Below are 12,511 nucleotides of genomic sequence, written 5' to 3'. Positions count from 1 at the left end.
TTTTAAGCATACAATTAGTTTTGTAAACATCATATAGCACTATTGATATAGGCGCTATTCAAAATAGTATACTGGAGGATATAGTCATGAGCAAACTACAAGACAAAGTAGCAGTGATCACAGGAGGAGCATCCGGAATTGGTGCAGCGACAGCTCGTCTATTCGTTTCCGAAGGAGCTAAAGTCGTCCTTGTGGACTTAAATGAAGAAAAAGGCAAAGCGTTTGAGCAGGAGCTGAAAGCGCTTAACGCGGAGGCTCTATTCATCAAAGCCAACATCACAAGCGAACAAGAGGTTGCTGAAATTTTCAAACAAACCGTTGAAGCTTTTGGCAAAGTGGACATCGTGTTCAACAACGCAGGAATCGGACGTGTTCATCCATCGCACGAGCTGGACTATGCCGAGTGGCGTAATACGGTTAATGTCGACCTGGACGGAGTATTCCTGGTTGCGCGTGAATCGATTCGTGAAATGCTCAAAATCGGTGGAGGCACAATCGTTAATACGGCATCGATGTATGGATGGGTTGGTTCACCTGGATCTGCAGCCTACAATGCAGCCAAAGGCGGCGTTGTGAATTTGACCCGTTCGCTGGCTCTGGAATATGCAGAGAAAAACATTCGCGTCAACGCACTATGCCCAGGTTTTATCGATACACCAATTATTCCTGAAGAGAGCAAACAAGCTCTTTCAGCAGCTACACCGATGAAACGTCTCGGTCAAGCGGAAGAAATGGCTAAAGCCGTTCTGTTCCTTGCTAGCGATGATTCATCCTATATGACAGGAAACAGCCTGATCGTGGATGGTGGATACACTGCTCAATAAGAGCTGGTGATTTCTGAATGGTGGATTATTGAGATGAAGCTGTACATGAATGAAAGTCAGTGATAATTCACATCATAGAAAAGTAGTATCACTCTAATTTCCTGAGGAGGAGATCTTTTATGGCTCGCCAGAAGAAAAGGCAGGAAGCTGCTTGGAAGTCACGAAAGCAAGAACAGCATCCTCATGGTAAAATCAGATCGCTTAAAGAATTATCAAGCGAATATGAAGAGAAGCATACTACGAGTTAAGCAAATGACTGCCAGACAACCTGTCCGGCAGTCATTTTTTAATAACGTCAAACTGTAGAAGACGGATTCATGTAACCATGTCGATCTAAAATGGGATAAAGAAGTACATTTGAAGATGAAGTCGCTAAGTAGCGGCTTTTTTTACTTGAATCATCAAACTTAAAGTACGGGGAGCTTGGATGAAAAATGGTTGAGTGTAGATCACTATAACGGGTAATAACATATTGTCTCAACATTAGGAACAATTGGATCGTGTGTGGGTTGAGCACATCATCATTCAGATTTAAATTCTTAGGTTACTTTCGAAAGGAGCGATTACATTGAAAACCCATTATGTCCTGTGGCTTAACCTTCCGATGGTTATCCTGGTTCTGATCCTTTCTGCTTGTACAGGCGAAGCGGAGTCTACTGTTAATCCGGAGCTTGAAACTCCAGAATCTGAATCGGTTTCACCTCCAACCTCCGAGCTGGAGCCAGCTCCTAAAACGACTCGTCCAGAGGCAGATAGATTTGAGTTGATGACGGCAGATGGAAATCAGTCCATGGAAGCAGTACTGAAGCAAGGCGAAGGTTTTTCCTTGTATGTCTTTGAAAAGTTTGCCTTCGATGAGACAGCAGGTCGCTTGTCGTTAAGCAGTAATCCGGATTATTATGTGGACATTGAACCGCTGCCCTCTGATTACGATTTGACTCAGCTTGAAGCTGAAGGTAAAGGGGAGCTCAGTGCAGTTGGTAAGGTATCCGATTATAGTGGCGAATTGGTTGAACATCCTCTTGGTTTCGCGGAACTCTATCTTCAAGCTTCCGGAGAGGAAGGAATAAGCGATTATATGGTATGGAAGTCTGAAGCAGGAGACACTTTTCTGTTCCGGCTTCATAATCCAAAAGGGGAAGAGGCATCGGCTTTTGCAGGACCAGTTCTCGTTTCACTGTCGACCGTGCAAAGCGATACGTAGCCCAGGAGTCCTTTAGGTCAAGCGATGGTCGTAAGTAGCCAGTATTCATGACATGTCGAGTAACAGATATATATATACCCTATATAAGTCGCTAATATAGCGGCTTTTTTTGAGGCGTACAGCAGGTGTCACGGTCCGATGACAAGGACACGTACCTAACGGCGTAAGGATGCCATCAGTTTACGAACGAACCATATAATTAATAAAACGATTAGGATGAGAATGATTAAGCCTGGGATATTAATACTTTGCAACATTTGGAACCTCCTAGAATTACCCAAAATAGGTTTGTGTTTTATTATAACACAGGATAAAGATAGAACAATCAGCGGAAGTTTCATTGACTCAAATGGTTACAATAAAAGATCGTGAAATCACCCGATAGGGATCGATTTCAACGACCTTTTTGTTTAATTGCTGCACAATACTTAAGTGAAATAAATAGTGATTTACATGTGGAATTCGAGTTTAAACAGGGAGGAGGAATATACATAGAACGGATTTTTTTTACACCCGCTTGTTATTATAAACTCTCATTGCAAGAATATATGCGACCAGCAGGACCCCGACACACCATGCCAAAGCGACCCATATCTCATTGCCTACCGGTTGATCTAAGAGCAGCGCACGGATCGCTTCGACAATGGAGGTTACTGGTTGGTTTTCGGCAAAGACACGAACAACCGTAGGCATCGATTCAGTTGGTACAAATGCAGAGCTGATAAAAGGAAGGAATATAATGGGGTAGGAGAACGCACTTGCGCCATCCACAGATTTTGCAGACAGTCCAGCAATCGCTGCGACCCAGGTTAATGCCAGTGTAAACAGAGCGAGTATGCCCGCAACGCCAAGCCATGAGAGGATCCCAGCCGGTGAGCGAAAGCCCATTACAAGTGCTACTAATATGATGACGACAACAGAGATAGTGTTAGAAACCAGTGAGGTCAGGACATGCCCCCATAATAAAGTGGAACGTGAAATCGGCATGGAGTGAAACCGTTCAAATATGCCTCGCTGTACATCAATAAACAGACGATACGCCGTGTAGGATATACCACTGGCAATTGCAATGAGTAGTATACCTGGCAATAGATAATTGACGTAGTTGTCTGTCCCGGTTTGAATAGCGCCGCCAAATACATAGACAAACAGCAGCATGAAGGCAATTGGCATGATCGTAACCGTAATAATGGTGTCCATGCTGCGAAGAATATGGCGCAAGGAACGTCCCAGCATCACGCTCATATCACTAAAAAAGTGCTTTTTTACCGTTTCCATTTAATTGGCCTCCTTTTTGCCGATGACTGCGAGGAATATATCTTCAAGTGTAGGCTGCTTTTCGACGTACTCCACTTTTGCGGTTGGAATCAACTTCTTCAGATCGGAGAGCGTGCCGCTGGCGATAATTCTTCCCTCGTGGAGAATGGCTATTCGGTCAGCAAGCTGCTCAGCTTCCTCCAGATACTGTGTAGTCAGAAATACTGTCGTCCCGCTATCCGACAGCTCTTTAACAATTTTCCATACCTCAATACGTGCTTCGGGATCTAGCCCGGTCGTTGGCTCGTCGAGAAAAATAATCTGTGGTTTTCCCACGAGGCTTAGAGCAATGTCGAGTCTGCGACGCATCCCGCCCGAATACGTCGATACCCTGCGGTCCGCAGCATCCGTTAGACCAAAGCGTTGAAGCAAATCTTCCGCAATCTGACGCGGATTGTGCAGATATCGCAGTTTGGCAATCATGATCAGATTTTCCCGTCCGGTTAAAATTTCGTCCACGGCGGCAAATTGTCCGGTCAGGCTGATCGCCTGCCGTACATGGTCAGGGTTTGCTGCAACATCGAATCCGTTCACGGTAGCAGTTCCGCTGTCTTTTTGAAGCAGCGTGGTGAGAATTTTAACAACGGTTGTTTTGCCGGCACCATTGGAGCCGAGAAGGGCGAAGATACTGCCTTTTTCCACTTCGAAATCCACGCCCTTGAGGACGTGCAGCTGTTTGTAGGATTTTTGCAGGCCAATCACTTGAATGGACTTGTTTTGCATAGGATCCCCTCCTTAGATAACCGTAACTTTGGATACATTGGCTTCCATGCCTTTGAGGGCAGCATAAGTGAGTTTATCCATCATCGCACCGTCAAAGCAGACGGTCTTGATCACCCGATAATACTTGTTGGACCAGGAAGACGTTGGAAAGGATACGTTTTTGAGTGTAGCGTTCTGAAATGAAACTTCGTTCAATGCCACCTTTTCAAACTTGACTCCGATAAAGGTTTGCCCATCAAAACGCTGCCCGCTCAGATCGGAAGACTTGAACTCCACACCGTCGAAGATACAGTTATGGAAGATAGCTTTTCTAAGATCAGTTAAGGAGAACGTAACGTCAGTCAGTCTGACATCTGTGAATTTGGCTCCGTCCATACCCGACTTGCTGAAGTTCGTGCGTACAAGAAGGGATTGTCTGAAGCTCGCATTTGCAAGGTCCAGTGTAGAGAGGGTGCAGTCCGTCAGATTGGCGCGGTCAAAATTGGCATCCCGGACATCGCTGCTAGAAAAAGAACTACCAGTCAAATCTGCATCCCTGAAATTGGAGCCTCTCAGCGCACTGGACTTGAATTGTCCTTTATGTGCGGTAACACCAGCAAAATCGCTCGTTGACAGGTTACTTGCGTTAAAGTTTGTCACTACCTGCCGCTCCAGAGAACGGGAGAGGTTGGCAACCTCCTGCACGGTCTGTTCAATATCGCCGATGCTCTCAATGGTCATCTCAAAAGCAGTTTCATCATCTTTGCCCTCTGCCTTGAGGTCACGAAACCTTTCTTGCAAATCGGAGTGCAGATCTGCTTTTAATTCGGTGACACTTTTTACCCCATCGTACGGTGCAAAAACTCCATTTAAATAGTGAGTGAGCTTTTCATTCATAACCTCAACACTCCTTATAATAAGTTTTCAAGCACGCGCTTCGCGTACTCCCAGTTTTCTTTGTTGCTGGCATGCGTTGCTTTGCCTTTTTCGGTAATTCTAAAATACTTACGGCGTCCGCCTTGAGATTCATCGCCCCAATACCACTCGATATCACCCTCCGCTTCAAGTCGCCGAACACTGGAATACATGGTGGCTTCTTTTAATTCGTACTCACCGCCTGAGCGCTCGGCAATCATTTTGACAATCTCGTACCCATATCTGTCAGCTTCGGATAAGAGCCGTAAAATCATTGTATCGGTATGGCCGCGTAGTAGGTCGGATGTAATTTTGTTTTGGCTCATGTAATCACCTCGCAATTGTATAATACGTCATACTACTGTGACTGTCAAGGTAGTATTATAATCAAATTACCTTGATTGAAAATTTGTGTGTTTATCACATCATGTGATCTACATCGTTCCTTCTCTTTATGGCAAGTAATCAAGCAACAAAAAATGAGCTGAACCTTAGAGCTGAGAGTCAGCTCTAAGGTTCAGCTCATCGTTGGGCACATCGAGTTAAACATGAGAAAGTTACTAATACTCAGGCATCGCTGGGGTGAAGAGGGGGTTGATTCTTCAAGCTAGTCTAGCCACGTACTGTTCCCCTTACTGATGAACCATATTCCTGCGGTATTGATAAGGGGTAACCCCGAACTCTTCCTTGAACAATTGGATAAAATACTGATTTTTCTTGTAGCCAACCATTTGAGAAATATCGGCTATGCGGAGTTCTGAATCCAGCAGGAGGTGGGAGGCTCTCTCCAGTCGTTTCTTGGAAATGTAGTTGGACACATTTTCTCCAGTCTCCTGTTTGAACAGTTTGGAAAGGTAGACAGGGTGAAGGTGTGCCACTTTTCCCAATTCATCCAGACTGAGGCCATGTGAAAGATGATCTTCGATATATTTTTGCACTTTACCCACGATCGTTTGAATGGACATTTGCTTGTTGTTCCTGATTTGGCTAACTATATCCATGAGTGTCGGCCATAGTTTGTCAGGATCCTTCAGTCGATTGAAAATCCAATCTGCAGTCTTAGAGGGATTCCGTTCTTTGTCCACCGTATACACATAAAGGATGGTTTCCATCAGGAAGAGGATTTTTTCCTTTCGCAGATGGATTCGATCATAACTTTTCATAATATTGCCCGCCGACTCCCAATCCCCGCATGATGGAGAAAGATTAAATATCCCGCCAAAGTCCGCAGACTGCACATACTCACCCAGGAAGAATTCGTAAAACAGCTGACGGAATTCGTTCCGGTCGGTTATTGAAAATGGTGGGGATAAGAATGTACAGTCCGGTTTGGTGATCAGCATCTCGGCAACCTCTTCGGGAACTAAACCGACCAGCTGCGTTCCGGAAGACCAGACGAGACAGGTCCATTGATCTCCAAGTTTGTGCTGCAAATCATCTATATCAGCTTGTGTGCAATTGTCCATTTTCAAGCAGCAAAAAAGGCGACTTCCTAATAAGTCGGTATAAGCCTCGAATTCCGTTCTCAACGTCTCATTTTCTCCAAGCAGTGATAGCAGATAGCCCAAACCATCGAAGTTTTCCCAATGGACGGCAGGACGTGGAGTGGTGTTCTTTATATTATGGATGGCTTTATTCATGGCTTTCTCCACATCATCCTTGTCTACTGGTTTAAGCAAATAATCGAGTGCACCTAGACGAATTCCTTGCTGCGCATATTCAAACTGGGAGTAGCCCGAAAGGATAATGACTTTAGTGAGCAAGTTATGTTGATGGATGTGTTGGAGCAGATCAATTCCCGAAACCTCGGGCATTCGGATATCGGTGATTAGAATATCTACATGACGTTGGTTCAACCATTCTCTGGCTTCAATTGAATTGGTCGTCGTCTCGATCTGCTGGATGCCGAAGGACTTCCAATCAAGCAGGTGTTTCATATATTCCACAACGTAGTGTCCATCATCCACGATCAGTAGTCGCATACGTTTCTCCTTTCTCTGCAGAAAAATCGATCAGCATCAGTACTGACAAGCCGCCCCAATCATTGGTGGAAAATTGAAGTCCGCTCAGCTCGCCGTACGTATTTCTCAGACGCCGGTTTACATTCCAGAGCCCGACGCCTCTTATTCCTTCAGGGGGGGTGTCGCTCTCCAACTGAGTTTCGAGCCTGTGGATTTCCTCCAGTGAGAGCCCTTTTCCGTCATCCGAGATCCTGATCGTTATGGCAGTTTGCGTCCGTTTGACATCGATCGTGACCTGATGGGCTCCCTGTCGTCCTTCAATTCCATGTTGAATGGCGTTCTCGACTACAGGCTGAATGATCAGCGGCGTCAGAGGAAGGGAGGCAAGTTCGGACGGCAAGTCGATCTTGTACTCGATTTTTTTGCTGAGTGTCATGATGATCAGGAAATGTTCCGCAAACTGAAGCTCGCTCTCCAGTGTTACCTCATGCCGGTCCAATTTGGTTAAATAGCGGTAATATTCCGCCAGGTGCTTGCTCATTCGCATGACCGCATCCGGCGAAAACTGGGCGACCGACATGATATAAAACAAACTGTTGTATAAAAAATGCGGATTAATCTGGGCTTGCAGTTGTTTTAATTCGGCACTTCTTCTCAGATCCGTTTCGGTCTTCAAGGATACGAACAGCTCCTGAATCTCTGCAACCATATGGTTAAAACTGCGGAATAGGCTGTAGAATTCCTTATCGGTGTTCTCGGTAATTCGTGTGTTGTGATTGCCTTGTTCAACCTGTGAGAACTTCTTCTCCAACAGACGAATGTTTCGGTAATAATTCCGGTAAAACGTGAAGATAACAAACAAACCGAGCGTCAAAACGGCTAAAATGCTCACAAGGAAAACTTTGCGATTGCGATCCAGCGGCTGCAGAAAATCATTCGTACGTGTGTATGTAATCAGGTAGGCGTCAATCGGTTCAATGTATCTTGAGAGAACATAGTAATCATCCGATTTGGTATGATAATCATATTTTACAGTTGACTCCGGTTGGGGCGTGAGCATGCTGTTAACCGCTTTCAATAAATCGTTGTCAACTTCTTTTTCACTCCACAATTGCTGTTGGTTAAACAGGAAAAAAGCATTCGAGCTGTCATTGTTGACCGCCTTCTTGAGCAGGCTCTTCAAATAATCGGTTTTCAGTTTTACGCCAACGACATATTGGGCAGGTTCAACCTTTCCGTTTTTTTGGATATAAGGGTAGACGGCAAAGTAATACAGGCTGCCTTCGACAATTCGCCAACCCCGTTCTTGAACTTCCTTGAACGGAAGTCTTGCCTCCAGCGTATTGTTGGTGGACAGGAACGATTCTTCAGACTTCCAGTAGATGCCGATGGACTCAATCGAACGGCTGGAAAGCAAAATTTGACGTAAGCGATCAACGATTTCATTTTTCTTCATTTGGGAATCGTAGTTACTCAGCTCAATCACTTGGCTCTGATAAAACCGGACGTCACTGTCGGCTGCAAACTGGACCCCGTACATGTTAGCCTCATACATAATTCCGTCCAAAATGCCTTTCACATAATCAAGCTGGTTCTTGGAAGCTCCAATCAGATTGTCCTCCAGTGTTTTGGAACTCAAACGGTTCATCACGAAAAATAAACTTAACGTCAGCAGCAGAAAAAAAACAAAGAAATAGATAAATCGCTTCATGTACATTTTTCTTAGCATCGTGATTCCCTTTCCTGACCATAAGCTTGGGAGTAATAAGGTCTCTACCAATTTAACTTTAATATAAGCCAAACGACCGAAAAGAGGAAGGACGGCACAACGCTAAAATGAAAGCGGTTTAAAGTGGTTCAGGCTGGGGTGATGATCTTGAAATTTTGGCATTTTGGAATGAAAGCGCTTTTGTTAAGCTTAATTGGAGGATTGATTTCCAGGACTTGTCATAAAGGAGGTATGCAGCATTAATGAGATGGGCACCGTTACATCCGCAGAAAAAGTAAAAACCAGGATTAAAAGGCGTAGTCCATGGAAAACCGAAATCAGGAAAAGCTGGCCGTTGTATGTACTGTGTCTTCCCGCTTTTGTATTTGTCTGTATCTTCTCGTATGGGCCCATGGTTGGCTTGCTCATGGCGTTTCAGGACTACAAACCATGGCTTGGTATCTCGGGTTCCCGGTGGATCGGGTTAGCAAATTTCGAAAGGATCTTCCAGTACGACGAAGCAACTCAAGCGATCGTTAATACGCTAATTATTGCCGTTTCCAAAATTATCGTCGGTATTATCGTTCCGATCATCATGGCTATTTTGCTGAGCGAGATACGAAATATCGGGATTAAGAAAAGTGTACAGACACTGGTGTATCTGCCGCACTTTTTGTCCTGGGTCACTGTCGCGGGACTGATGATTGATATTCTGGGATTAGACGGAGGCATCAATCGAATATTGAACTGGTTGTTTGGGAGCGAACCGATTTACTTTTTGGGTGATCCGGATCTCTTTCGGTACACTGTCGTTGTGAGTGACGTTTGGAAAAGCTTCGGTTTTGGCATGATTGTCTATTTGGCTACCATTGCGGGAATCAATCCCTCCTATTACGAAGCGGCTGAGATTGACGGAGCCACACGCCGGCAGCAAATTCGATACGTCACCTTGCCCAGCATGCTGCCGATGATTATCGTCATCTCTACACTTAGTCTGGGCAACATTCTGGACGCCGGATTTGATCAGGTTTTCAACTTGTATAACCCGCTTGTCTACAGTACGGGAGATATTATCGACACCTATGTCTATCGTTCTTCCTTGTTAAACGGGCAATACGGATTCGGGACAGCGGTTGGTCTCTTCAAATCGGGAATCAGCCTGATTCTGATCGTCGTATCCTACAGGCTGGCCTATAAGTATGCCAATTATAAAATATTCTAACAAGAGGGAGAGGGATCATGTACCATAAGACGACAGGTTATAGAGTATTCTCCTATTTTAATTACGTGTTCATGATACTGGCCGGTCTGGCGTGTTTTCTTCCACTGCTTCATCTGTTGGCGCAATCGCTCAGCAGCAAAGCGGCCATTAGCGGTAATATGGTGTCATTTTGGCCGGTCGGGTTCAACGTGGATGCGTATGTAAAAACGTTTAACAATTCCAATTTCAATGGTGCAATGCTGACATCCATCACCCGAACCGTTTTGGGGACCACCATCAGCATGTTTATCCTGACCTGTGCAGGATATGCTCTGTCCAAGGAATTTCGGGGCCGCAACGCACTCATGTGGTTCTTTATCTTCACCATGCTTTTCTCCGGGGGACTGATACCTTCTTACATTTTGGTGACAAGCCTCGGGTTGAAGGATACGATCTGGGCCCTTGTACTGCCAGGAGCCTTCGGAGCTTACAATCTCATTCTTCTCGTTAATTTCTTCAAAACGATTCCAAAAGCGCTGGAAGAAGCAGCATTCATTGACGGAGCATCTTTCTTTGTGATCCTTAGCAAAATCTATCTGCCGCTATCTCTGCCCGGAATCGCTACCGTATCTTTATTCATCATGGTCGGACATTGGAATTCCTGGTTTGACGGGATTTTATACATGTCGGATGCGAGCAGGTATCCGCTGGCTTCCTTCCTGCAGACGGTTGTGGTGCAGAGCAACATGCAGAACATGGCGATGAGCCAGTCTGAAGTCGCGGCCATGTCGGAGCAGAGCATCAAGGCAGCCCAAATTTTTGTCAGTACACTGCCTATAATTTTGGTGTATCCATTTTTGCAGCGATATTTCGTGAAGGGGATTGTGCTAGGGGCTGTCAAAGAATAGCTCTTCATTCGAATCATGAACAGTCGGATGAATAGAAAATAGTACGATATGAGCGAAGGGGGCATGTTCTATGAAAGAAGGAAGAAAACTATGGAAAATGGTTAGCACGGTTATTCTCTCGGCTTTGCTTGTGGCTGGATGCAGCCAAGGAGAGAACAGTACTGAATCTGCACCGACATCGGTGCTTAAGGACGGAAAATACGATCCTCCATTCAAGATTACGATTGCGAAACAACAGGATGAAAATGCCGGCAAATATATCAATGGTGAAAGTTTGAATGACAATGTATTAACCCGCTGGGGAGAAAAAAATCTGGGCATCAAGATCGAAACGACCCTGCTGGGCGGGGATGCTTCCCAATATAATACCAAGCTTCGGCTGGCGTTGACCGGTTCCGAGAAGCTGCCTGACGTTCTGCCAGTGTATGACACCATGCTGGTTAATGATCTGATCGAATCGGGCCGGGTCAAAGAGATAACGGAAGATATTGCAGCTTATATGCCAGAGCGGATGAGAGAGATTTACAAACAATACCCAACGACGTTCAATCCGGTGGTCAGGGACGGGAAGGTTTACGGAATGGCGATCGCACCGAATCTGACGGAGGGCGAAGTCATGCTGATCCGTCAGGACTGGTTGGATAAATTGAAAATGAAAGCGCCAATAACCATAGAAGAGTTTGAGAACGTCATTGCGGCATTTACCACGGAGGACCCGGATGGTAACGGCAAGCAAGACACATACGGGTTTACATTCTCGGGCAAGGATTCCTACAACACGGGCTGGGTCAGTGATCCCGTCATGATCTTCAGCGCATATACAGGGAAACACCTTCCGCGGCAATGGGTGAACGACAATGGCAAATTAACCTATGGATCAGTAGCTGAAGGCAACAGGGAGGCACTCGCCAAGCTGCGGGATTGGTATGCCAAAGGGTATTTGAACAAAGAACTGGCCACTCAGGGTGCATGGGACGCATTATCCGATTTTACCGAAGGCAAGGCAGGCATCATCATTGGACGTCCTTGGCTCTATGACAGTGTGAAGGATGTGGAGAAAAATATCGAGGGCGCCAAAATCCAAGCTTACCCGACCATTCAAGGTGTAAATGGTGATAAGACATATCAGTCCGCTCAGCAAAACGATGGCGTATTCATGTTCAATAACGAATTCCAAAACATGGAGGCATTCTTCCTGTACTACGATAAAATGTACGATGCGGCCTTCAGTACGGGGGATTTCAAATATGGCTACGCTCAGGGTTACGATTACGATATCGTCAATGAAGAGGTGACATTCGATCCGAAAAAATTCAACAAACCTCTGGAAGCGATACAAAGTGTTGGGAAAATGGGGTTCACCAAAAATACGCCGAGTGTAGATGGTCCCGGAAAATCATATTTTGATCTGGCGAACGGTGTCAAAGCCGATACCGGTGTGCTCATCCAAAGTGATTCAAAGGATCAAACGACCAAAGATGGATATCGCATTTCATATGAAAACCGGGATGTTCTGCTTCCAAACGAGTTTAACGGTCCACCTACGCCAACGATGCAAAATGTGTGGGAGCAGCTGACTACCATGGAGCAAGAAACCTTCACCAAAATCATATACGGCAATGAGCCAATTGAAGCATTTGATACTTTTGTGAAGCAGTGGCACGAAAAAGGCGGAGACCAAGTCATCGAAGAAGTAAACGAGTGGTACAGCCAGGCCAGCGAGACGGATGTCATGGCACTCATGAAGTTGAAATAAAGTCACACTCTACCA

At 45.4% G+C, this 12,511-nt stretch carries 12 protein-coding genes; 6 read left to right on the top strand and 6 right to left on the bottom strand.

The features are described 5' to 3' along the window. Positions 1-86: 86 nt before the first annotated feature. The 3 genes from MHB82_RS18235 (at position 87) to MHB82_RS18225 (ending at position 2,028) form a co-directional block, all read left to right on the top strand. Positions 87-824 (top strand): SDR family NAD(P)-dependent oxidoreductase, encoded by a 738-nt coding sequence (locus tag MHB82_RS18235; protein ID WP_095357435.1) that lies wholly within the window; start codon positions 87-89, stop codon positions 822-824. A gap of 119 nt (positions 825-943) precedes the next feature. Further along, positions 944-1,072: a DUF6254 family protein gene (locus MHB82_RS18230; protein WP_220039431.1), complete on the top strand. Its 129-nt coding sequence runs from the start codon at positions 944-946 to the stop codon at positions 1,070-1,072. Between the two features lie 320 nt (positions 1,073-1,392). Further along, positions 1,393-2,028, top strand: coding sequence for a hypothetical protein (locus MHB82_RS18225; protein WP_341175534.1), 636 nt, complete (start codon positions 1,393-1,395; stop codon positions 2,026-2,028). A gap of 507 nt (positions 2,029-2,535) precedes the next feature. Here the strand turns inward: MHB82_RS18225 and MHB82_RS18220 are convergent. From MHB82_RS18220 to MHB82_RS18195, 6 genes are all read right to left on the bottom strand, one after another. Then, positions 2,536-3,306, bottom strand: coding sequence for an ABC transporter permease (locus tag MHB82_RS18220; protein WP_341175533.1), 771 nt, complete (start codon positions 3,304-3,306; stop codon positions 2,536-2,538). Beyond that, positions 3,307-4,068, bottom strand: coding sequence for an ABC transporter ATP-binding protein (locus MHB82_RS18215; RefSeq protein WP_095357438.1), 762 nt, complete (start codon positions 4,066-4,068; stop codon positions 3,307-3,309). It lies immediately after the preceding gene. A gap of 12 nt (positions 4,069-4,080) precedes the next feature. Next, positions 4,081-4,944, bottom strand: a complete 864-nt coding sequence (locus MHB82_RS18210; protein WP_095357439.1) for a pentapeptide repeat-containing protein — start codon at positions 4,942-4,944, stop codon at positions 4,081-4,083. A gap of 14 nt (positions 4,945-4,958) precedes the next feature. Next, positions 4,959-5,288 carry a PadR family transcriptional regulator gene (locus MHB82_RS18205; RefSeq protein ID WP_095286527.1) on the bottom strand — a complete coding sequence of 110 codons (330 nt, stop codon included), beginning with the start codon at positions 5,286-5,288 and terminating at the stop codon, positions 4,959-4,961. Positions 5,289-5,594: 306 nt separating this feature from the next. Further along, a complete protein-coding gene (locus MHB82_RS18200; RefSeq protein WP_341175532.1) occupies positions 5,595-6,944 on the bottom strand; it encodes a response regulator transcription factor in 1,350 nt (449 codons plus the stop codon). Then, positions 6,922-8,652 (bottom strand): sensor histidine kinase, encoded by a 1,731-nt coding sequence (locus MHB82_RS18195; protein ID WP_341175531.1) that lies wholly within the window; start codon positions 8,650-8,652, stop codon positions 6,922-6,924. The genes MHB82_RS18200 and MHB82_RS18195 overlap by 23 nt, the downstream gene beginning before the upstream one ends. 247 nt (positions 8,653-8,899) lie before the next feature. On the opposite strand from MHB82_RS18195, the gene MHB82_RS18190 reads away from it, so the two are divergent. The 3 genes from MHB82_RS18190 (at position 8,900) to MHB82_RS18180 (ending at position 12,496) form a co-directional block, all read left to right on the top strand. Next, on the top strand, positions 8,900-9,853 hold the full coding sequence (locus MHB82_RS18190) for an ABC transporter permease (RefSeq protein WP_110823194.1): 954 nt from the start codon (positions 8,900-8,902) through the stop codon (positions 9,851-9,853). 17 nt (positions 9,854-9,870) lie between these two features. Beyond that, positions 9,871-10,740, top strand: a complete 870-nt coding sequence (locus MHB82_RS18185) for a carbohydrate ABC transporter permease (RefSeq protein WP_095357443.1) — start codon at positions 9,871-9,873, stop codon at positions 10,738-10,740. 70 nt (positions 10,741-10,810) lie between these two features. Further along, positions 10,811-12,496, top strand: coding sequence for an extracellular solute-binding protein (locus MHB82_RS18180; RefSeq protein ID WP_341175530.1), 1,686 nt, complete (start codon positions 10,811-10,813; stop codon positions 12,494-12,496). Positions 12,497-12,511 lie beyond the last annotated feature (15 nt).

Source organism: Paenibacillus sp. FSL K6-2862, assembly GCF_038005125.1.
GTDB lineage: Bacteria > Bacillota > Bacilli > Paenibacillales > Paenibacillaceae > Paenibacillus > Paenibacillus illinoisensis_A.
Note: the sequence above shows the minus strand (reverse complement) of the source record. Positions and strands in the feature narration are given on the sequence as shown.

Coding starts and splice junctions, on each gene's coding strand:
- MHB82_RS18235 (WP_095357435.1), top strand. CDS start 87: ATGAGCAAACTACAAGACAAAGTAGCAGTGATCACAGGAGGAGCATCC.
- MHB82_RS18230 (WP_220039431.1), top strand. CDS start 944: ATGGCTCGCCAGAAGAAAAGGCAGGAAGCTGCTTGGAAGTCACGAAAG.
- MHB82_RS18220 (WP_341175533.1), bottom strand. CDS start 3,306: ATGGAAACGGTAAAAAAGCACTTTTTTAGTGATATGAGCGTGATGCTG.
- MHB82_RS18215 (WP_095357438.1), bottom strand. CDS start 4,068: ATGCAAAACAAGTCCATTCAAGTGATTGGCCTGCAAAAATCCTACAAA.
- MHB82_RS18210 (WP_095357439.1), bottom strand. CDS start 4,944: ATGAATGAAAAGCTCACTCACTATTTAAATGGAGTTTTTGCACCGTAC.
- MHB82_RS18205 (WP_095286527.1), bottom strand. CDS start 5,288: ATGAGCCAAAACAAAATTACATCCGACCTACTACGCGGCCATACCGAT.
- MHB82_RS18200 (WP_341175532.1), bottom strand. CDS start 6,944: ATGCGACTACTGATCGTGGATGATGGACACTACGTTGTGGAATATATG.
- MHB82_RS18195 (WP_341175531.1), bottom strand. CDS start 8,652: ATGCTAAGAAAAATGTACATGAAGCGATTTATCTATTTCTTTGTTTTT.
- MHB82_RS18190 (WP_110823194.1), top strand. CDS start 8,900: ATGGGCACCGTTACATCCGCAGAAAAAGTAAAAACCAGGATTAAAAGG.
- MHB82_RS18185 (WP_095357443.1), top strand. CDS start 9,871: ATGTACCATAAGACGACAGGTTATAGAGTATTCTCCTATTTTAATTAC.
- MHB82_RS18180 (WP_341175530.1), top strand. CDS start 10,811: ATGAAAGAAGGAAGAAAACTATGGAAAATGGTTAGCACGGTTATTCTC.